Source organism: Serratia sp. SM04 (genome assembly GCF_040280225.1).
GTDB classification, from domain to species: domain Bacteria; phylum Pseudomonadota; class Gammaproteobacteria; order Enterobacterales; family Enterobacteriaceae; genus Serratia; species Serratia sarumanii.
The window spans coordinates 283,672-303,763 of sequence record NZ_JBEOQT010000002.1; the positions used below are offsets into that span (position 1 = coordinate 283,672).

The following is a 20,092-nucleotide window of genomic DNA, read 5'->3' on the forward strand; positions in this document are numbered from 1 at the left end:
GCACACGGATTATCCGTGAGTCATGTCGTGTGGATTAAAATAAACATCAGGAGATGTTATGAAGTCGTCCTTATTCAGCCGCTATACCTGCTTTGTGCTGAGCATCTTGCTCACCCTGGCTTTCTTGATCATGATGCACAACTATCCGTGGTTCTGGCTGCCGGCCCTGGCCTGCGGTTGCCTGATGGTGTTGGGTATCTACGATCTCACCCAGCAGCGCCACGCCATCTGCCGTAACTACCCGATCATCGGCCGCATGCGCTTCTTCTTCGAGTTCATCCGCCCGGAACTGCGCCAGTATTTCCTCGAGCAGGATAATGAAGAGATCCCGTTTTCGCGCACCCAGCGCACGCTGGTGTATCGCCGGGCGAAAAACGAGATGGGCGACAAACCGTTCGGCACCCTGCTGGACGTCTACCAAACCGGCTATGAGTGCATCGGCCACTCCATGCGGCCGGTGGAAGCCGCCGACCCAACCAGTTTCCGCATCACCATCGGCGGCCCCGACTGCCGCCAGCCTTACTCCGCGTCGATCTTCAACATTTCTGCCATGAGTTTCGGCGCGCTCTCCGCCAACGCCATTCGCGCGCTCAACCTCGGCGCGGCCAAGGGCAATTTCTACCACGACACCGGCGAGGGCAGCATCAGCCGCTATCACCGTGAAAACAACGGCGATCTGGTGTGGGAGCTGGGCAGCGGCTATTTCGGCTGCCGCACCGCCGACGGCCATTTCGATCCGCGGCGCTTTGCAGAACAGGCGCAAAGCCCGCAGGTGAAAATGATTGAAATCAAGCTCAGCCAGGGCGCCAAACCCGGCCACGGCGGCATTCTGCCGGCGAAAAAGGTGGATGCGGAAATCGCCGCCACCCGCGGCGTGCCGGAAGGGGTCGATTGCATCTCGCCGGCGTCGCACAGCGCCTTCACCACCCCGCTGGAAATGATGCATTTCATCCAACAGCTGCGCGAGCTGTCAGGCGGCAAACCGGTCGGTTTCAAGCTGTGCATCGGCCACCCGTGGGAGTTCGTCGCCATCGTCAAGGCGATGCTGCACACCCGCATCCTGCCGGATTTCATCGTGGTGGACGGCAAGGAAGGCGGCACCGGCGCCGCGCCGCTTGAGCTTTCCAACTATATGGGCATGCCGCTGCGCGAAGGGCTGCTGTTCGTGCATAACACGCTGGTAGGCTGCGGCCTGCGCGACCAGATCAAGATAGGCGCCAGCGGCAAGATCATCAGCGCGTTCGACATCGCCAGCGTGCTGGTGCTCGGCGCCGATTGGGTGAACTCGGCGCGCGGCTTTATGTTCGCCGTCGGGTGCATCCAGTCGCAAAGCTGCCACACCAACCACTGCCCGACCGGCGTAGCGACGCAAGATCCGCTGCGGCAAAAGGCGCTGGTGGTGCCGAACAAGGCGGAACGCGTCTACCACTTCCATCAAAATACGGTGAAAGCGCTGGCGGACATGTTGGCGGCGGCCGGCGTCAGCCGCCCGGAGCAGCTGACCTCGCACCATATGCTGCGCCGCATCACGCCGACCGAGATCAAGGTGTACGCCGATATCTATTACTACCTGGAGCCGGGCGCGCTGCTGCAGCCGGAGATCAAAAGCGAGTTCTACGCCCGCATGTGGCGCATGGCGACGCCCACCAGTTTCGATCAGGCGATCTCGCTGCCGGCGGCATGATGGGATAAGGAATAAAAAGAGAGTTGCCCCCTCGCCTTGGGGAAGAGCATATGGAGAGGGGTTGCTTGCTACGGCGGCCCTCCCCCTCAACGGCGAGAGGGCGTGTCGGTTACTGTTTGCGCACCGGCGCATCGCCGGCGACGTAATAGTCGGCGGTGCTGCGCGGCAGCGGCGCGCGCTGGCGAATGCGATCGGCTAACTTCTCGGCGATCATGATGGTGGTGGCGTTCAGGTTGCCGGTGATGATCAGCGGCATGATCGACGCATCCACCACCCGCAATCCTTCCATGCCGTGCACCCGGCCCTGCCCATCGACCACCGCCATCTCATCCTCGCCCATCTTGCACGAGCAGGACGGGTGGAAGGCGGTTTCGGCGTGCTCGCGCACGAAGGCGTCCAGCTGCTCGTCGGTCTGCACCTCCGGCCCCGGGCTTATCTCGCGGCCACGGTATTCGTCCAAAGCCGGCTGCGCCATGATCTCGCGCGTGATGCGAATAGCGTCGCGGAACTCCTGCCAATCCTGTTCGGTCGACATGTAGTTGAACAGAATGCTCGGGTGCTGGCGCGGATCTTTCGACTTCACCTGCACCCGGCCGCGGCTCGGCGAACGCATCGAGCCGACGTGCGCCTGGAAGCCGTGCTCTTTTACCGCGTTGCTGCCGTTGTAGTTAATCGCCACCGGCAGGAAGTGATACTGAATATTCGGCCAGGCGAATTCTGCGCGGCTGCGGATGAAGCCGCCGGCCTCAAACTGGTTGCTGGCGCCAACGCCGGTACCGTTGAACAGCCATTCCGCGCCGATCTTCGGCTGGTTGAACCATTGCAGCGCCGGGTACAGTGACACCGGTTTCTTACAGGCGTACTGCAGGTACATCTCCAGGTGATCCTGCAGATTTTCCCCGACGCCCGGCAGATCGTGCACCACCTTGATATCCAGGCGGTTCAGCAGCGCCGCCGGGCCGACGCCCGAACGCTGCAGGATCTGCGGCGAGGCGATGGCGCCGGCGCACAGCAGCACTTCGCGCCGCGCTTTGGCGTGGGTCAGCTGATTGCTGTCGCCCTGCAAATAGTTGACGCCCACCGCACGCTTGCCGTCGAACACGATGTGGTCGGTCAGCGCATGGGTGACGATCTTCAGGTTCGGCCGCGAACGCGCCTGATCCAGATAGCCGCGGGCGGTGCTGGCGCGGCGCCCTTTCGGCGTCACGGTGCGATCCATCGGGCCGAAGCCTTCTTGTTGGTAACCGTTCAGATCGTCGGTGCGCGGGTAACCCGCCTGCACGCCGGCTTCCACCATAGCGTGGAACAGTTCGTTGTTACCGGCTTTCGGCGTGGTGACGCTCACCGGGCCCTCGCCGCCGTGATAGTCGTTCGGGCCGATATCGCGGGTTTCCGCCTTGCGGAAATACGGCAGGCAGTCCAGATAGGTCCAGTCTTCCAGACCCGGCGCCTTGGCCCAGTTATCGAAGTCCATCGCGTTGCCGCGAATGTAACACATACCGTTGATCAGGGACGAACCGCCCAGCCCTTTGCCGCGGCCGCATTCCATCCGGCGATTGTTCATGTGCGGCTCAGGATCGGTCTCATACGCCCAGTTATAGCGGCGGCCCTGCAGCGGAAACGCCAGCGCGGCCGGCATCTGGGTACGGAAATCCATCCGGTAATCCGGGCCGCCGGCTTCCAGCAGCAGGACGCTGACGTCGGCATCTTCGGTCAATCGGGTGGCTAACACGTTGCCGGCGGAACCGGCACCGATAATGATGTAGTCAAATTCCATTCATTATCTCCTTACTTTTATAGGCCTGCACGATGCGAAAACGCGAGACGCGGCTCGGCAACAGGCGGTGTATTTTGGCTCTCTAGAGATTGTCGGCCGCAGCCAACGCGGCTGCGGCTCGAAAGACGACGGGGATAGTTAAAATACCGAGGCGTATTCGCCCAGCTCAACCTGCACCGATTTGATCTGGGTGTAGTGTTCCAGCGTAGTCAGGCCGTTCTCGCGGCCAACGCCGGACTGCTTGTAGCCGCCGACCGGCATTTCCGCCGCCGACTCGCCCCAGGTGTTGATCCAGCAAATGCCGGCTTCCAGCTGGTGGATCACGCGGTGCGCGCGCGCCAGATCGTTGGTCACCACGCCCGCGGCCAGGCCGAAGGTGGTATCGTTGGCGCGGCGCACCACTTCCTCTTCGCTCTGGTAGCTGAGAATGCTCATCACCGGCCCGAAGATCTCCTCGCGCACGATTTCCATGTCGTCGCGGCAGTCGCTGAATACCGTCGGCGCCACGTAAGCGCCCTTGCCGAATTCGCCGTGGGTGACGCGTTCGCCGCCGCACAGCAGACGCGCGCCGCTGTTCTTGCCGCTTTCGATAAAGCGCAGCACCGATTCCATGTGCGCGAAGCTGACCAGCGGCCCGAAGTTGGTCTGCGGGTCGGTCGGATCGCCGAGGCGAATGCGCTTCACGCGCTCGAGGATTTTCGCCTCAAACTGCGCCTGCAGCGCCGCCGGCACGAAGACGCGGGTGCCGTTGGTGCACACCTGGCCGGAGCTGTAGAAGTTGGCCATCATGGCGATATCGGCGGCGCGATCCAGATCGGCGTCGTCGAAGATAATCAGCGGCGACTTGCCGCCCAGCTCCATGGTGACTTCTTTCAGCGTCGACCCCGACGCGTTGGCCATCACCTTCTTGCCGGTTTTCACCCCGCCGGTGAAAGAGACTTTGGCGATGCCCGGATGGTCAGTCAGGTACTGCCCCACCTCCGCGCCGCTGCCGGTCACCACGTTGAAGACACCGTCCGGCAGGCCGGCTTCGGTGTAAATTTCCGCCAGCTTCAGCGCCGTCAACGAGGTGACTTCGCTCGGCTTGAAGATCATCGCGTTGCCCGCCGCCAGCGCCGGCGCGGACTTCCACAGCGCGATTTGAATCGGGTAGTTCCAGGCGCCGATGCCGGCCACCACGCCCAGCGGTTCGCGGCGGGTATAGACGAACGAGGTATCGCGCAGCGGAATCTGTTCGCCTTCAATGGCCGGGATCAGGCCGGCGTAATACTCCAGCACGTCGGCGCCGGTGACGATGTCCACCGCGGTGGTTTCCGACATCGCTTTGCCGGTATCCAGCGTTTCCAACGCCGCCAGCTCATCGTTGCGCTCGCGCAGAATATCCACCGCGCGGCGCAGGATGCGCGAACGCGCCATCGCCGTCATCGCCGCCCACACCTTCTGCCCGCTGGCCGCGCTGGCCACTGCACGATCGACGTCTTCAGCGCCGGCGGCCTGGACTTCCGCCAGAACTTCGCCGTTCGCCGGGTTAATGGCGTTGAAGGTTTTTCCAGCGGTGCTGTCTACATAGGCGCCATGAATATAGAGCTTCTGCAAGCCAAAACGGGACATAGGATCTCCTTGGGTTATCCTCCGGGCGGCGTCTGCCCCCGGAGTTGGAACGTGATGTATTCGGTCGTGAGCGCCAGCGCCTGCGCCTGATTGAACGCCGAGCCGCGCAGCGCGCTGCGCAGCCACAGTCCGTCGATCAGCGCCGCCAGCCCCTTGGCCGCCAACCGCGCCTGCGGCTGCGGCATGACGCGGCGAAACTCGGCGCACAGGTTGGAATAGAGCCGGCGGCCGTTCACCTGCTGCAGCCGGTTGAGCTGCGGTTGGTGCAGACTGCTGGCCCAAAAGGCCAGCCAGGTCTTCATCGCCGCGCTGTTGATTTGGCTGTCGTCGAAGTTGCCGGCGACGATCGCCTGCAGCCGCGCCGCCGGGCTGTTATCGGTCAGCGCCTGCAAACGCAGCTTCACCGCCTCGCCCAGATGGCTGATCAGATAGCGCATCGTGGCTTCCAGCAGGCCGTTCTTGTCCTTGAAATAATGGCTGATGATGCCGTTGGAAACGCCGGCCCGCCGCGCGATCTGCGCGATGGTGGCGTCATGCATTCCCACTTCGTTTACCGCGGCGAGCGTGGCATCAATCAACTGCTGCCTTCTGATTGGCTGCATTCCTACCTTTGGCATATTTCGACTCTCACAAAACCGACTTCGGCCTTATCTCAGCGGGCAAATTTCACTGCCGTTTCGCCCGTGATTCAGGTCATCATGGGGACTATTAAACTTTTTTTTGATTGAACGTTCAATAAAAATTGCATATATTTTATTGCCGCCTGGTTAAAAATTTGTACTATCTGGTTGTGGAACTGGCTGATTTTTGTGAGGTAATTAACGAATCTGACCAAAATCAGTGGCTGTAAGCGGTTCCCGCCGCGAAGCGCGCCGGCGCTTCGTTAACAGGCGAAAGCGGCGTCACTCAGGCCCTCCTGATGGGGTGGCCGCCGCCTTCATTCGCCCGTTTTCCGGCGGCGCCAACGCGCCCCGAAATGCGGAGCGGCACGATTTTACTCAGTTCAGAGGATGACGATGACAACACGCGAAACCTCCTCCAAACCACAGCAGGACCGCCTCAACCCTGTGGTTTTCTTCACCTCGGCGGGGCTGATCCTGGCCTTCTCGCTGATGACCATCTTTTTCACCGACTTCTCCGGGCAGTGGATCACCCGCACGCTGAATTGGGTGTCGACCACCTTCGGTTGGTACTACCTGCTGGCGGCGACGCTGTACATCGTGTTCGTGGTGTTTATCGCCGCTTCGCGCTTCGGTTCGATCAAGCTCGGGCCGGAGCAGTCCAAGCCGGAGTTCAGCCTGATGAGCTGGGCGGCGATGCTGTTCGCCGCCGGCATCGGCATCGACCTGATGTTCTTCTCGGTCGCCGAGCCGGTGACCCAGTACATGATGCCGCCGGAAGGCGACGCGCAAACGCTGGAGGCCGCGCGCCAGGCGATGGTCTGGACGCTGTTCCACTACGGCCTGACCGGCTGGTCGATGTATGCGCTGATGGGCATCGCCCTCGGCTACTTCAGCTATCGCTACAATCTGCCGCTGACCATCCGCTCGGCGCTGTACCCGATCTTCGGTAAGCGCATCAATGGCCCGATCGGCCACAGCGTGGACATCGCCGCGGTGCTCGGCACCATCTTCGGCATCGCCACCACGCTGGGCATCGGCGTGGTGCAGCTCAACTACGGCCTCAAGGTGCTGTTCGAGATCCCGGAAAACCTGACGGTGCAGGGCTCGCTGATCCTGCTGTCGGTGATCATGGCCACCATCTCGGTCACCTCGGGCGTCAACAAGGGCATCCGCATCCTGTCTGAGCTGAACGTGCTGCTGGCGCTGGGCCTGATCCTGTTCGTGCTGTTCTTCGGCGACACCGAGTTCCTGCTCAATGCGCTGGTGCTCAACGTCGGCGATTACATCAACCGCTTTATGGGCATGACGCTCAACAGCTTCGCCTTCGATCGGCCGGTGGAGTGGATGAACAACTGGACGCTGTTCTTCTGGGCCTGGTGGGTGGCGTGGTCGCCGTTCGTCGGCCTGTTCCTGGCGCGCATCTCGCGCGGGCGCACCATTCGCCAGTTCGTGGTCGGCACGCTGATCATTCCGTTCGTGTTCACCCTGCTGTGGCTGTCTATCTTCGGCAACAGCGCGCTGTACCAGATCATTCACGGCAACGCCGAGTTTGCGCAGGAAGTGATGCAGTTCCCGGAGCGCGGCTTCTACAGCCTGCTGGCGCAATACCCCGGCTTCACCTTCAGCGCCTCGGTGGCCACCATCACCGGCCTGCTGTTCTACGTCACCTCGGCGGACTCCGGCTCGCTGGTGCTGGGCAACTTCACCTCGCGCCTGGCCGACATCAATAATGATGCGCCAAACTGGCTGCGGATTTTCTGGTCGGTGGCCATCGGCCTGCTGACCATCGGCATGCTGATGACCGATGGTGTGCCGGCGCTGCAGAAAACCACGGTGATCATGGGTCTGCCGTTCAGCTTCGTGATCTTCTTCGTGATGGCCGGGCTGTATAAATCGCTGCGGGTGGAAGACTACCGCAAGGCTAGCGCGCTCAGCACCCTGGCGCCGGTGCCGGTCTCCAGCCACGACGTGCTCAACTGGAAACAGCGCCTGTCGCGGGTGATGAACTACCCGGGCACCCAGTACACGCAGAAAATGTTGGATAAAGTCTGCCGCCCGGCAATGCAGGACGTGGCGCGCGAGCTGGAGCTGCGCGGCGCGAAAGTGGAGTTCAGTGAAGTGCCGCCGACCGAAGACGAGCGCCTGAACCACCTGGAGCTGCTGGTGCACCTGGGCGAGGAACAGAACTTCATCTATCAGATCTGGCCGATGCGCTACTCGGTGCCGGGCTTCACCTACCGCGCCCGCTCCGGCAAGTCGCACTACTACCGGCTGGAAACCTTCCTGATGGAAGGCACCCAGGGCAACGACCTGATGGACTACAGCAAGGAACAGGTGATTGGCGATATCCTCGACCAGTACGAGAAGCACCTGAACTTCCTGCACATTCATCGCGAAGCGCCGGGGGGCACCCTGACCTTCCCGGATATGTGACGGTCGATCAATAACCAGAGGGCGTAGCCAGGCTACGCCCTTTTTTATGCCTGCTCGGCCGGCAAATCGGCTTTCAGCAGCACCAGGGAACCGGCCAGCAACACCAGATCCTTGATCAAAAAGCTGGTGGCGCCGGCCATGGCCGGAAAACCGCCGGCGGAAGGCTCCCAGGCACCCGGCGTGGAAAATATCAGCGTCAGCGTGGTCAGGTAGGTCACCGTCGAACCGATCGCCCCCAGCAACCCCAGCCGCCGCGACCAGAATCCCGCCAGCAGCAGCAAACCGAAGCTCCACTCAGCGACGCCCAACGCATAGCTGGCGCCGCGGATGCCGAACGCCTGATGCATCCAGCTCAGCAGCGGGCTGTTGCCGATCAGCGGCACCAGCCCCTGCGCCTCGTAATCAAACCATTTGGCGTAGCCGAAGGCGGCGAAGATCACCACCAGCGCCGCGCGCATAAAGATAACGTCCCCGTTCGAGCGCTGAAAGCGCCGCAGCCATGTCGCCAGCATCATCCTCTCTCCTTATGTTGCCCGCGGCCGCCGCGGATCGCCCGCTGGCGGCCGCGGAGTGCGGCGGCTTAGTGCCCCATCGCGTCCTTCTTCATTTCGTCTTTCTTCATTTCGTCTTTCTTCATGCCGTCTTTGGCCATACCGTCTTTCGCCATGCCATCCTTTTTCATGGCGTCTTTGCCCATCTTGTCTTTCTTCATGCAGTCCTTGCCCATGCACTCTTTCTTCATCCCATCTTTCGCCATGCCGTCGTGCGACATCTGGCTCATGCCGTCCTTTTTCATCGCGTCTTTGCTCATGCCATCAGCGGCGTTGGCGCCGGCTACGCCCAGCATCAGCGTGCTGCACATCATCATTGCAAATAACTTTTTCATGGTATTTCCTTCCGTCATGTCAAAGGCACCGGAGTGCCGGAGAATGGCCGGCGGCCGCCTCAGCTGCCGCCAAACCAGTTGTAGCCCTGGTCTTCCCAGTAACCGCCCGGGAAGCGGTTGGTGACCTCGATCACCTGAATGTGTTTCGGGTTCTTGTAGCCCAGCTTGGTCGGCATGCGCAGCTTCATCGGGTAGCCGTACTTGCGCGGCAAGATCTGGCCGTCATAAGTCAGCGCGATAATCGTCTGTGGATGCAGCGCGGTGGCCATGTCGATGCTGGTGTAGTAGTCGTCGGCGCATTTGAAGCTGACGTAGCGGGCGCTCAGATCCGCGCCAATCACCTTGAGGAAGGTCGCGAACGGCACGCCGCCCCACTTGCCGATGGCGCTCCAGCCCTCGACACAGATATGGCGCGTCACCTGGCTGACCTGCGCCATCCGGTGCAGCTGCGGCAGGCTCCAGGCGCGTTTGTCCTGCACCAGTCCCGCCACCTCCAGCCGGTAGTCGTCGCCGTTGATGTCCGGCGCGTCCTCCTCGGCGTAGAAAGCGTTGAACGGAAACGGCCGGGTGATCATCGATTCCGGGTAGACCGGCGCCAGGCGATCGCCGTTGAACAGCCAGCCCTGCACCCGATCGTTGAAGCGCGACATGCGGCTCAGCGCCTGTTCGACGTTGGCGTTGTCGCTGAGATCGCAGCCGGTGAGCATGGCGATGCCGCCCAGCGTCAGGCCATTGCGCAGAAAGCGGCGGCGGGATGACGCGCTCAACAGCCGCTGCGCTTCTTTGACGATCGCCTGCCCTTCATCGATCGTCATGATCTGTTTATCCTTTTCCATCATTCACTCCTTAGCGTCCGCGCAGCATGGCCAGCAGCGTCCGCGGCACCAGCGCCACCATCACCAGGTGAATCGCAACGAAGGCCACCAGCGCCGACATGGCGAAAAAGTGGATATAGCGCGCCGCCTCATAACCGCCGAGCAGCGTGCGCAGCAGCGGAAACTGCACCGATTTCCACAGCACCAGCCCGGACAGCGCGCTCAGCGCACCGAGGATCATCACCGACAGATAGGCCACGCGTTGCACCATGTTGTAGTGGCGCAGGTCGGCGTGTTGCAGCCTGCCGCGCAGCGCGGCGCCTATATCGGCGAGAAACTGCCGTGGGCTGAGCGGCCAATATTTGCGTTTGAAGCGCCCGCTGGCCAGGTTGATCAGCAGGTAGCACAGCCCGTTGACACCGAACAGCCACATGCCGGCGAAGTGCCACTGCAGCGCGCCGCCCAGCCAGCCGCCGAGCGTCAGCTCATTGAGAAAGCTGAAGTTGAACAGCGGCGAGGCGTTGTAGATGCGCCAGCCGCTGGTCACCATGATCAGCATCGCCAGCGCATTCAGCCAGTGCGTCAACCGCAGCCACAGCGGATGCACCGTCTGTCGTTGTTCCGGGGTGAGAGTGAGGTTCATGCGAACTCCTGGCGACCAATGAGGCGATGAGCCGAGTATTCCCCGGATTTGTTCCCCAAGACCTCACGCAAAGTTAAATAAAATGTGATAACTCCGCCGGTGGGGGTTGTGTAGACTTCAGAGAGAAACGGGCAATCAGCGGTAATGAGAATGGACAAGCCAAAACGAATTTTGATCGTCGAGGACGACGGCGACATCGCCGAACTGCTGCAGCTGCATCTGCGCGACGAGGGTTACGCCATCAGCCACGCCGCCGACGGCAACCGGGGCATGGCGATGCTGGAACAGGGCGGCTGGGACGCCCTCATCCTCGATCTGATGCTGCCGGGCGTGGACGGATTGGAAATTTGCCGCCGGGCGCGCACCATGACGCGCTACACGCCGATCATCATCATCAGCGCGCGCTCCAGCGAGGTACACCGCGTGCTGGGGCTGGAACTGGGCGCCGACGACTATCTGGCCAAGCCCTTCTCCATGCTGGAGCTGGTGGCGCGGGTCAAGGCGCTGTTCCGCCGCCAGGAAGCGATGAGCCGCAACCTGCGCATGGACGCCGGCGTGCTCAGTTTCAACGATCTGACCATCGATCCCATCGCCCGCGAAGTGCACCTGCACCAGCAGCCGGTCGAGCTGACGCCGCGCGAATTCGACCTGCTGTACTTTTTCGCCCGCCACCCGGGTCAGGTGTTCTCGCGCCTGAGCCTGTTGAATCAGGTCTGGGGCTATCAGCACGAGGGGTATGAGCACACCGTCAACACCCATATCAACCGGCTGCGCATCAAGATAGAGCGCAACCCGGCGGAACCCGAGCGCATCCTCACGGTGTGGGGCATGGGCTATAAATTCGCGGCCGCGCCGCAAGAGTGAGCCATGAAAAACCTTACGTTAGCGCAACGCCTCACGCTGATCTTCGCGCTGCTGATCGTCATCGGCTGCGCCTTTTCCGGCTGGATGCAGGTGCGCAGCAGCACCCAGTACAGCCAGGCGGTGATCCAGCGCCTGTCCGGCAACCTGGCGCAGCATATCGCCGACAGCAACCCGCTGCTGGGGGTGAACGGGCCGGATCCGCAGGCGGTGCATACCCTGTTCGATCAGCTGATGGCGGTAAATCCCAGCGTTGAGGTTTACCTGCTCGACAAACAGGGCACGATTATCGGCAACGCCGCGCCGGCCGGGCATCTGAAGCGGCAGCGGGTCGCGCTGCCACCGCTGCAGGCGCTGCTCGGTGGCGCGCCGATGCCGGTGTATGGCGACGATCCGCGCAGCACGGACAGGCGCAAGGTGTTCAGCGTCGCGCCGCTAAAGGTTGATGGCCGGATCGAAGGCTATCTGTACGTGGTGCTGCTCGGCGAAGAGTACACGGCGCTGGCCAGCAACGCCCAGTTCAACTCGGCGGTCAGGATGGCGCTGTGGACCTCCGGGCTGATGGTGCTGTTCAGCCTGCTGGCCGGCGGTTTGGCGTTTTATTGGGTGACGCGCCCTATCCGTCGCCTGACCCGGCAGGTCAGCGCGCTGGACAGCGGCGGCATCGAGGCGGTGCAGGCCTACGCATCGCTGCCGGCGGTACGGGCCGGGCGCGACGAAGTCAGCCAGCTGCAGCAGGCCTTCCACCGCATGGCGCAGCGCCTTGCCGAACAGTGGCAAACGCTGGCGCAGCAGGATCGGCTGCGGCGCGAGTTCATCGCCAACGTCTCGCACGATCTGCGCACCCCGCTCACCTCGCTGCACGGCTATCTGGAAACGCTGTCGGTCAAAGCCGCCACCCTGAGCGAAGCCGATCGGCGGCGCTACCTAGAGATCGCGCTGGCGCAGAGCCGCAAGGTGGGCAAGCTGGCGCAGGAGCTGTTCGAGCTGGCGCGGCTGGAGTATGGCGTGGTGAAACCGCAGAAAGAGCCCTTCTCCCTCAGCGAGCTGTTGCAGGACGTGTTCCAAAAGTTCGAACTGCCGGCGGAGGCGCGCAACCAGCGGCTGCACGCCGACATTCCCCCCGGCATTCCGCCGGTGTTCGCCGATCTCAGCATGATTGAGCGGGTGCTGACCAACCTGTTGGACAACGCCATTCGCCATACGCCGCCCGGCGGCGACATCGGCGTGCGGCTGTGGCGGCAGGACGATCGGGTGATGGTGCAGGTCAGCGACAGCGGCCCTGGTATTCCGCAGACGCTGCGCGCCGATCTGTTCGTGCGCCCGTCTGTCCTGAGCGGCGCCCGGCGCCCTTCCGGCGGGCTGGGGTTGATGATCGTGCGGCGCATTTTGCAGCTGCACGACAGCGATATTCAGCTGATCGAACAAGCGCAAAGCGGCGCCTGCTTCCGCTTTGCCATTCCGCCGCGTTAATCGAGGCAGCTGCGATCGACGCTGATAAATTTGTCGTTATAAATAATGAATTTCTGCCCCTTCAGCCGAATACCGGCATGGGTCACCGTATCGCCGGGGCGCAGGTATTCGGTGACGCCCTCTTCATCCGTGCTGTTGCAGCCCGGCTTGAGCAGGAACTTGAAGTAGGTGTTGCCGGTGTTGGTGAGCGTGCCGCGCTGGGTATCGAGCCGATAGGCAAAGTTTACCTGACGCGGGCGCACCACCAGAATGGTGTCCATCACCACGATCGGCTCCAGGTTGACGCCGGCGCCCCGACGCGGCCCCGGCTCGAACAATCGGGTCGGCACTTCGCGAAATGATACCCGGTAATAACGCTCGCGATTATCCTGCGGCCCGCGGTAGAAAAACTTGTAGTACTCCGCCTGCCCGGCCTGCAGCGTCAGCTGGCGCGGCGCGAACAGCAGCTCGCCATCCGCCGGCCGGCTGCGCACCTCGCGCTCTCCCGGCCGATCGATGGCGCGAATGCTCACCTGATACAGGCGCGCGCTGCGGTTGTTATTCAACACCCGCTTGGCGGTGAATGAGCGATCCTGATCCATGGCAAACGTCAGGGTGCCGACATTGATTGCAGCGGCGGTAAAGGGGAAGGACAAACACAGCAACCCTATCAGCATAAGTTTCACGCTCTGCCCTCAATTGATGTTGCGCCAGGTGGCTTCGACATGAATTTCACCGGCGGCGCTGACGTCGCCGTACCAACCGTTGCCGTCGACGGTTCTCAGCGAGATCGGATTATTCATCGGAATGCTAAAGGTCACACGGGTCTTGTTCAGCACCCCCACTTCACCGGAAATATCATTCCACGGGGTGCTGCTCCAGAGCGCATTGGTCATGTCGTGCCACTGGCCATCGCAGCCGGCGGCGAAGCTCTGCTGGCCGTTGGTGCTGGTGGTGATGCCGAGGGTGGCGGGAAACGGCACCTGGGTACTGTTATCCGCGGAAGAAAAGAGGCAATAGTTCACCCCGTTGATCGCCTGAGTCGGCCCGGTCGCCATCACCCTCACCTGATCGGCGGCGGTTTTGCCGCTGGTAGTCACCAGGTAGCCGAACTCCAGCGCCGGCTCCGCCGGGCCGACATAACCTTCACGATGTGGGCTGTTGTCGTAATCATCGGAAATAATGCTGATGCTGAAATCACGCGGCTTGATAATCAGCTGGTTTGAGGTGGAAAACTCATACCATCCCGACTCCGGCGAGGTGGTGTTCTGAAAACGGAAATTGATCAGATCGCGGGTGCCGCTGTCGGAAATCCCCAGCGCAACCATCTGTTTGAAGAAGTTACTGGAGAAGAACACATAGACGGCATTACTGCTCTTCAGTTCGTTAAAGGTATAGTAGCTGCCGGTGCCCGACGTATTTTTCCAGGTGTTGCCGTTCAGACTGAACTGCAGATCGGCGGCGTTCACCGCGGATGACAGCGCCGCATGGTTAATCGCCGGGAAAACATGAATCGAGGTATTGCTGACGCTGCCGTCGGTCTGCAAATCATAGCTGACCATCTTGCACATGATGCCCGAGCGGGCGCCGATAGTCTGGTTCTTGCAATCGGCATTGCCCTCGCCGATGATCGGCACCCCATCGCTGTTGACGAACACCTCCGATACGGCGTTGGTATTGATAAAGCGCAGGTGGGCGGCCTTGCTGTGCGTGACGGTGCGCTTGTACCAGCTGCCGCTGGCCTGATCCTGGCAGCGGCCGCCGGCCGCGGCGTCGTAAGCCACCGACGTTTGGCAACCATTGATCTGCATGCTGAAAGCGTCACCCGCCGCCATCTGCTTCAGATACTGATAGAAGCTCGGCGACATCATGCCGTGCATCCATTTTGCGCCGCCGGACGTGACCACGGCGCCGTAAAATCCCTTTTCGTCGGTGGTCTGCGGCAGAATCAAGCTGGTATCCATATTGCAACCGGCATACCAGTTGATGCAACGCAAGCCGAGGAACGGATTCTTTATCGGCGCATTTTCCAGCCACATGTCATAGCGCCAGTTGGCATTCAGCACCGTGTTGTAGCCATTATCCACGTACCCCAGGCTTTGCTGATAAATAGTGCCGGAACCGCCGTATTTCAGCCCGGTCCACTTGTTGGCGCCGGTCATGCGCGGATCCAGCCCGCCGGCCGGCGTAACGAAAAAATTGTCGTCGGCGTTGTTCTCCACGAAGACAAATTTCATGACCGCCGCATCCGGCCAGTTGGTCTGGCTGACCGCCGCCTGCAGCGCGGGGGCGACCAGCGCCAACAACAACAGCGCAACGTTAGCTCTCATGGTCAGACTCCCCGGATGACAGATTGCCCGCATAGGTTTTCAGCCCGGTGCAGATCACGTCGCCGACCCACACCGCGCCTTGCGCCTTGCTGAGATCCAAATCCACTTCGCACGTCTGATTGCCGCTGTGGGTAAAATCGATAACCGGGAATTTTTTGTCGACGTCCATGATAAATTCGCCTTTCTCATCGGTGCGGGTGCGGCCGATATGGTTCTTGATATAGGCGTTGGCCAGCAGCGTGCCGTCCTCCGCCTTGATGCGGCCGAACACCGTCACCATCTGTTTTATCTCCGGCGAGATCACCGCCACGTTGCCCGGATACAGGGTGAGCTTGCTCTTGCGCTTGGTGACGATGTCGAAGCTCTCCGCCGAGTTTTTGTTGTTCATCAGCTCAACGTCGTACTGACCGTAAGGCGACAAAGGCAGGTAATTCTTATTGCCGCTCAGCTTCACCATCCGGCCGTCAACCCGTGCGGTCAGCAGGCCGTCGTTTTCAATGCCGGTATTGAAGATAATCCCGGCGTTGCCTTCGTTGCGGCCGCTGATGGCAATATCACGCCCTTGCCAGCCCATGCTGCCGCTCGCGGTCAGGCTGCTGTTAACATAGCCGTCGGCGGAGCTGCTGACGTTGAGCGTGCCGGCAGAATACTTGGTGTCGAAGCGCGCATAGCCACCACCGTTGAAGCGGTTGTCGCCGCGGGTATCACCGGAAATCGCCCGCGACAGGTTGGCGCCCAGGGTGCGGATCGGCCCGTCCTTGATGTCCTTGCGCGCCGCCAGGTTGGCGGTGGTGTAGCCGTTCTGGTTGGAAACGCCGGCGCTGAGCCAGTTGCCCATCGGCAGCGAAAAATCGAGCGCGATGTACTTGCCGGTATTGGCGTTGCTGCTGCCGTTGTTGTAGCGTTGCACGCCCGCACGCACGCCCAGCGTGCCGAAGCGGCCGGTAAAGATGTTCTGGTAATAGTCGGCGTTGTAATAGTGGCTGTCGTTCTTCTTATCGTCGTTGTAGCTGGCGCTCAGGGTGCCCAGCGGGGACCACAGCGCCCCCAGATTAAGGCTGCCGCCAACGGCGCGGTTATAGGCGTCATTTTGCAACAGACGATCGCCAATCTGCGTTTTCTCCTGATTGATCCATACGCTGCTGAAGCCGCCGGGCAACGCGGCGCTGACGCTATTGACCAGGCTCCAGGAGCGATCGGAGGCCGCCATATTTTGCAGGTTGATCTGAATCGACTCGGTCACCGGCAGGCTGACGCGGCTCTCGCCGACGGCGTTGCCGTCAAACGAATACCCCGACAGCGCCCAATTAAGCGTTTGCAGATTGCCGGTAGCCGAAGCGCCAAGCAAATAAGAGTCCTTTGCCGGGCGGTGGCGTTCCCGTTCGCCGCGCCAGTCGTCCATGCGCAGCATCCCGCCCCAGAATTGCCAGGCCAGCGGCGCATTGGCGCCGCGATTGGGGCTGAACAGTTTATTCACTCGCTGCATGCGTTTATCCACCACTTTGCCGTTGACCACGATCTCAACCTCGACGTCATAAATGCCGTAAGGCAGGCTGCCGGTGTCCACTTCATGGTTGCCCATCGTGAAGTTTTGCACGCTGAGCAGCCGCCCATCGCGCGACAAATGCACCTCGCCGGCCGAGGGGAAAAAAACCACGATCGGCGTCAGCGATTGGGAATTATCGAATACCGTCGAGTTGGCGCGGTTACCGTAGGACAGACCATAAATCTTGCTCGAGTTGATGGTGGTAACCGGCCCCAGCGACTGCAGATTCCAGCTGTCCAGCATGCCGGCGGCGAAACGGCGGCCGGCGAAATCACGCTCGTACATTGCTTTGTACAGCGTGGCGTTTTCATCGCCGCTGCCGATACCGTAGATGGAACCGTTCAACTCCACGTGGTGCTCACGCAACGCCGTGACGCTGTTGAGCGATAAATAACTGGAGGTGTTGCCTTCGCTGGCGCGGGCCCGGTTATCGTAGACCCCGAGGTTATAATCCAGCGTGCTGCTTACGGCATCCACGCTGGACGCGCCGATGTCGCTGGAGCGGGCGCGCAGCACCGTTCCGAGCGCGGATTCTTTCACCACCAACTGCAGGTTGAGCTGCCGGAAATCCAGCGCCAGCCAGGCGTCGTCCGCGACCCGGATATGCTGCTGCCGATCGAATGGCGCATCCTGCAAAGCCTGCAGCTGGCCGGCTATCGCCGCCGTCAGCCGGGCGCCGTCGTCGTTATCCTCCAGCGTCACCCGACGAATCGTTAGCCTGTCCTGATCCAGGTAGAGAAAGGCATGGCCGATGCGGCTGTCGTCTTTGACGCCATCGCTCTTTTCATAATGCAACAACAGCGGAATACTCATCCCCTCGCGCAACGCCAGGCTGAAGGTTTGCGGGATCAGCACGCCGTTAATCTGCGTCAAACCGGCCGCCATCGCCATACGGCCAGGCAACAGCGTCGGCAGTGCCAGCGCACCGGCAGCCAGAAGCGTTTTCAACAGCACAGCGTTCACATGCCACTCCTTGCGTGATTGTTTTGCATCCATCGTGGATAACGCGCGCATTACTTCACCGGGATAAACTGTTCGCCGTGCCACAGCGCGACGCGCCCTTTTTTATCGTTGACGTCAACCTTGCTGAAGGCGCGATCCTTGCCCGGCATCACGAAATAGTTCTCCTTGCAGTCGCTGCCGTCTTGCTTGTTCCTGCAATTGCCGTAGGCCACCACTTTGAACGTGGCGTTGCCGATGTTTTTGATCCGTCCGTTGGCGAACTGATAGGCGAAGCGATCCTGCCGAGGCGCCACCACCAAAATGGTGCCGATGCGCGCCGACGTGGTGGCCACGGCATTACGCCGATCCGAGTTTTGCCCCGCCTCGCTCAGCGCCTGATCGAACCAAACGATGCGGTAGTAGCGCTCCTGAGCATCGTTCGGCCCCTTGTAGTAAAAGCGGATCACGTCGCTGGCGTTGGCCGGCAAGATCAGGCTGGCGGGCGACAGCAGCATTTCATCCCGGCTGCTCATCGGGATCGCCGTACCGGAGGCCAGGGGGCTGGAAATGCGTTCGATCTTGATGTTCACCAGCCGGCCGCTGTCGGTGGTGTTTTTGATTTCCTTGCTCAGGCGCACGCTGTCGCCAGGCATGAAGGAGCTGATCTCACCCACATCGAGAGCCAAAGCCGGCCGCAGCAGCATTAACATCAGGGTGACGGCGAGAGAAAAGCGTGTCATTGCGGTATTCCACTGGCGTTGATGAGCGATAAATAGCAGGAGGTCTCCCCCCTGCCAGGTGCAGATCGTTCGGGGGATTAAGAAGTCCAGGTCGCGTTGAACTCGACGCTGACGTCGCCGCTCCAGATACCTTCCGGCAACGTGCTGAAATCCGTGACGGCGGTGGTGCCGTTTGACGTCGCGCCGATGATGCTGAAGGTGAATTGATCCTGCGCGCTGGTGCGGCCGGCCTGGTTATAGGCGTTGGACAGGGCGCTCAGATTGCCGCCCAAAATGCCGGCGGTGGTGTCGATCATGGTGGTTTCAGCCGTTTTCTCTACCGCAGCACCGTTGTAGTTCACCCCGACTTCCAGCGTAGAACCGGAAGTATCCAGCTGAGTCAGCGTATTGGAGACCAGTTTTGAGGTCAGTTTGAAAGCGGTGGCCGTGGTATCGCCTTCCACGGTGACGTCAAACAGGCCTTTCTGACTGTTGAAACCCTTAATGCCTTCTGCATAGTTGAAGGTCAGGCTGCCAATCGGCGTCACAACCAGTTTGCTGGTGGTGTCTTTCTTGGCGGTCGCAGACCAGGTTGCCAACGCCTGAGCGGTAACGTCGGCGGCTTGAGCAGTGCTGACCGCTGCAAAGGCGGAAACGATCGCCAGAGCCAGTGTCATTTTCTTCATGGTATAACTCCCTTCAATGTTGAATATGTTTTCTTTCTTTCGTCCATTCTCAGCCAGCCGTTTGCATCACTGCGTTTAGCCAGTCTGCTTGACGCCACAAGAATATCCCCAGCCGATCAAAAAAGAATCATTAACTATTAAAGTTTAAATATTTAGATTTAAATACCGCAATTAAGGTTTTAACCACCTCCAGTCACGTTAAAACACGGATTAAGCCTTTGATGAAAGCACAATCATATTGTGGTTTAACCCCATCAAAGCGGTTGTTATTTAACCACAAAGCAGCCCTGTTTATCCTTGCCATGTCCGTACAGAATTTCAGCGCCGCATCATTCGTTGAGGAGAGAAGATTGATTGGATTAACTCAGGAGAGCAGCAGCCAATGAAGATCGACTGCTGCAGAGAAGAGGTGACTCTTGCCACATTTCAGGAAGGATAGCGGGTTCTCAGGGTAAGAATAAGCCGCATAAAACCGGCCTGATTAAGGCCCAGTTTTCGCATAATATTCAGTTTATGGGAGCTGATGGTTTTGTAACTTCGCCGGGTCAGGTTGGCAATGCTTCGTGGAGATGCGCCGGCAGCCATCATGGCCAAAACTCGCCATTCACCGTCAGATAATGCGACAGGCGAATGGGCCAACCGGGCGCGAATATGCGGGGAACGATAGCCGGAGAACTCACCCGCAGCCGCAATGGCATCACGCAGGCAATGCAAAGGTTCCTCCTTTGCCACTATAGCTATGCGCGCATCCGTCGCTAACAGCGCTAATATACCGGGGTGTTCTACCGCGGTGAAAATCACCAAGGGAAGTTCCGGCCAGACATTTTTTGCCGTCAGAACGAACCGCAATACATCATACAAATATTCGTTCTGATGATATAACTCCATAATAAGCGCGCGCGGCTTCCCCCCTTTCAATGCTCCCTCCAGCTCGCTCAAGGTATCGATAAAATACCTGTCACTTGATCGGGTAACGAGAAATGCTTCCATTCCTGTTCTCACTAAATAGCTGGGTTCAAAAAATAGCAGCGCATCACCGAAATCGGCTTTAACCATACATAATCACCATAATGAGGTAGAAAGC

17 protein-coding genes are annotated in these 20,092 nt (G+C 60.5%); 4 read left to right on the top strand and 13 right to left on the bottom strand.

Features of this window, described 5'->3' with window-relative positions; all coding sequences use genetic code 11:
- The first annotated feature begins 58 nt into the window (after positions 1 to 58).
- Positions 59 to 1,684 (top strand): FMN-binding glutamate synthase family protein, encoded by a 1,626-nt coding sequence (locus tag ABTW55_RS04290; protein ID WP_033653380.1) that lies wholly within the window; start codon positions 59 to 61, stop codon positions 1,682 to 1,684.
- 109 nt (positions 1,685 to 1,793) lie between these two features.
- Here ABTW55_RS04290 and betA read toward each other — a convergent pair whose 3' ends face one another.
- The 3 genes from betA to betI form a co-directional block, all read right to left on the bottom strand.
- Positions 1,794 to 3,461 carry a choline dehydrogenase gene (betA, locus tag ABTW55_RS04295; protein ID WP_033637685.1) on the bottom strand — a complete coding sequence of 556 codons (1,668 nt, stop codon included), beginning with the start codon at positions 3,459 to 3,461 and terminating at the stop codon, positions 1,794 to 1,796.
- A gap of 138 nt (positions 3,462 to 3,599) precedes the next feature.
- Complete coding sequence (betB, locus tag ABTW55_RS04300; RefSeq protein WP_033646830.1) at positions 3,600 to 5,072, bottom strand: betaine-aldehyde dehydrogenase; 1,473 nt, start codon at positions 5,070 to 5,072, stop codon at positions 3,600 to 3,602.
- Between the two features lie 14 nt (positions 5,073 to 5,086).
- Positions 5,087 to 5,689, bottom strand: a complete 603-nt coding sequence (betI, locus tag ABTW55_RS04305) for a transcriptional regulator BetI (RefSeq protein ID WP_004939107.1) — start codon at positions 5,687 to 5,689, stop codon at positions 5,087 to 5,089.
- A gap of 399 nt (positions 5,690 to 6,088) precedes the next feature.
- Here betI and ABTW55_RS04310 point away from each other — a divergent pair, with 399 nt between their 5' ends.
- A complete protein-coding gene (locus ABTW55_RS04310) occupies positions 6,089 to 8,128 on the top strand; it encodes a choline transporter (RefSeq protein WP_033653535.1) in 2,040 nt (679 codons plus the stop codon).
- A gap of 44 nt (positions 8,129 to 8,172) precedes the next feature.
- On the opposite strand, the gene ABTW55_RS04315 is transcribed toward ABTW55_RS04310, so the two are convergent.
- From ABTW55_RS04315 to ABTW55_RS04330, 4 genes are all read right to left on the bottom strand, one after another.
- Positions 8,173 to 8,643, bottom strand: a complete 471-nt coding sequence (locus ABTW55_RS04315) for a YkgB family protein (protein WP_033637683.1) — start codon at positions 8,641 to 8,643, stop codon at positions 8,173 to 8,175.
- Between the two features lie 65 nt (positions 8,644 to 8,708).
- A complete protein-coding gene (locus tag ABTW55_RS04320; RefSeq protein WP_060419923.1) occupies positions 8,709 to 9,014 on the bottom strand; it encodes a pentapeptide MXKDX repeat protein in 306 nt (101 codons plus the stop codon).
- Positions 9,015 to 9,073: 59 nt separating this feature from the next.
- Entirely contained in the window at positions 9,074 to 9,850 is a 777-nt protein-coding gene (locus ABTW55_RS04325; protein WP_049213469.1) for a molybdopterin-dependent oxidoreductase, read from the bottom strand.
- A gap of 10 nt (positions 9,851 to 9,860) precedes the next feature.
- On the bottom strand, positions 9,861 to 10,472 hold the full coding sequence (locus tag ABTW55_RS04330) for a cytochrome b/b6 domain-containing protein (RefSeq protein WP_033637680.1): 612 nt from the start codon (positions 10,470 to 10,472) through the stop codon (positions 9,861 to 9,863).
- 150 nt (positions 10,473 to 10,622) lie between these two features.
- On the opposite strand from ABTW55_RS04330, the gene ABTW55_RS04335 reads away from it, so the two are divergent.
- Together ABTW55_RS04335 and ABTW55_RS04340 are read left to right on the top strand one after the other, a co-directional pair.
- Positions 10,623 to 11,336, top strand: a complete 714-nt coding sequence (locus ABTW55_RS04335; RefSeq protein ID WP_041034140.1) for a response regulator transcription factor — start codon at positions 10,623 to 10,625, stop codon at positions 11,334 to 11,336.
- 3 nt (positions 11,337 to 11,339) lie between these two features.
- On the top strand, positions 11,340 to 12,806 hold the full coding sequence (locus tag ABTW55_RS04340; RefSeq protein ID WP_060419925.1) for an ATP-binding protein: 1,467 nt from the start codon (positions 11,340 to 11,342) through the stop codon (positions 12,804 to 12,806).
- Here the strand turns inward: ABTW55_RS04340 and ABTW55_RS04345 are convergent.
- The 6 genes from ABTW55_RS04345 to ABTW55_RS04370 form a co-directional block, all read right to left on the bottom strand.
- A complete protein-coding gene (locus ABTW55_RS04345) occupies positions 12,803 to 13,462 on the bottom strand; it encodes a fimbria/pilus periplasmic chaperone (RefSeq protein ID WP_110621476.1) in 660 nt (219 codons plus the stop codon). The two genes, ABTW55_RS04340 and ABTW55_RS04345, sit on opposite strands and share 4 nt — an antisense overlap.
- A gap of 18 nt (positions 13,463 to 13,480) precedes the next feature.
- Positions 13,481 to 15,115 carry a hypothetical protein gene (locus ABTW55_RS04350; protein WP_060419931.1) on the bottom strand — a complete coding sequence of 545 codons (1,635 nt, stop codon included), beginning with the start codon at positions 15,113 to 15,115 and terminating at the stop codon, positions 13,481 to 13,483.
- Positions 15,105 to 17,624 carry a fimbrial biogenesis outer membrane usher protein gene (locus ABTW55_RS04355; protein WP_080431144.1) on the bottom strand — a complete coding sequence of 840 codons (2,520 nt, stop codon included), beginning with the start codon at positions 17,622 to 17,624 and terminating at the stop codon, positions 15,105 to 15,107. The genes ABTW55_RS04350 and ABTW55_RS04355 overlap by 11 nt, the downstream gene beginning before the upstream one ends.
- Positions 17,625 to 17,674: 50 nt before the next feature.
- Positions 17,675 to 18,343, bottom strand: a complete 669-nt coding sequence (locus tag ABTW55_RS04360) for a hypothetical protein (protein WP_060419932.1) — start codon at positions 18,341 to 18,343, stop codon at positions 17,675 to 17,677.
- A gap of 77 nt (positions 18,344 to 18,420) precedes the next feature.
- Complete coding sequence (locus ABTW55_RS04365; protein WP_033646847.1) at positions 18,421 to 19,008, bottom strand: common pilus major fimbrillin subunit EcpA; 588 nt, start codon at positions 19,006 to 19,008, stop codon at positions 18,421 to 18,423.
- Positions 19,009 to 19,434: 426 nt separating this feature from the next.
- Entirely contained in the window at positions 19,435 to 20,064 is a 630-nt protein-coding gene (locus ABTW55_RS04370; protein WP_060419935.1) for a LuxR C-terminal-related transcriptional regulator, read from the bottom strand.
- Positions 20,065 to 20,092 lie beyond the last annotated feature (28 nt).

Bases quoted from the DNA above. Each gene is read 5' to 3' on its own strand.
- ABTW55_RS04290 (WP_033653380.1), top strand. From the start codon at position 59: ATGAAGTCGTCCTTATTCAGCCGCTATACCTGCTTTGTGCTGAGCATC.
- betA (WP_033637685.1), bottom strand. From the start codon at position 3,461: ATGGAATTTGACTACATCATTATCGGTGCCGGTTCCGCCGGCAACGTG.
- betB (WP_033646830.1), bottom strand. From the start codon at position 5,072: ATGTCCCGTTTTGGCTTGCAGAAGCTCTATATTCATGGCGCCTATGTA.
- betI (WP_004939107.1), bottom strand. From the start codon at position 5,689: ATGCCAAAGGTAGGAATGCAGCCAATCAGAAGGCAGCAGTTGATTGAT.
- ABTW55_RS04310 (WP_033653535.1), top strand. From the start codon at position 6,089: ATGACAACACGCGAAACCTCCTCCAAACCACAGCAGGACCGCCTCAAC.
- ABTW55_RS04315 (WP_033637683.1), bottom strand. From the start codon at position 8,643: ATGATGCTGGCGACATGGCTGCGGCGCTTTCAGCGCTCGAACGGGGAC.
- ABTW55_RS04320 (WP_060419923.1), bottom strand. From the start codon at position 9,014: ATGAAAAAGTTATTTGCAATGATGATGTGCAGCACGCTGATGCTGGGC.
- ABTW55_RS04325 (WP_049213469.1), bottom strand. From the start codon at position 9,850: ATGGAAAAGGATAAACAGATCATGACGATCGATGAAGGGCAGGCGATC.
- ABTW55_RS04330 (WP_033637680.1), bottom strand. From the start codon at position 10,472: ATGAACCTCACTCTCACCCCGGAACAACGACAGACGGTGCATCCGCTG.
- ABTW55_RS04335 (WP_041034140.1), top strand. From the start codon at position 10,623: ATGGACAAGCCAAAACGAATTTTGATCGTCGAGGACGACGGCGACATC.
- ABTW55_RS04340 (WP_060419925.1), top strand. From the start codon at position 11,340: ATGAAAAACCTTACGTTAGCGCAACGCCTCACGCTGATCTTCGCGCTG.
- ABTW55_RS04345 (WP_110621476.1), bottom strand. From the start codon at position 13,462: ATGCTGATAGGGTTGCTGTGTTTGTCCTTCCCCTTTACCGCCGCTGCA.
- ABTW55_RS04350 (WP_060419931.1), bottom strand. From the start codon at position 15,115: ATGAGAGCTAACGTTGCGCTGTTGTTGTTGGCGCTGGTCGCCCCCGCG.
- ABTW55_RS04360 (WP_060419932.1), bottom strand. From the start codon at position 18,343: ATGACACGCTTTTCTCTCGCCGTCACCCTGATGTTAATGCTGCTGCGG.
- ABTW55_RS04365 (WP_033646847.1), bottom strand. From the start codon at position 19,008: ATGAAGAAAATGACACTGGCTCTGGCGATCGTTTCCGCCTTTGCAGCG.
- ABTW55_RS04370 (WP_060419935.1), bottom strand. From the start codon at position 20,064: ATGGTTAAAGCCGATTTCGGTGATGCGCTGCTATTTTTTGAACCCAGC.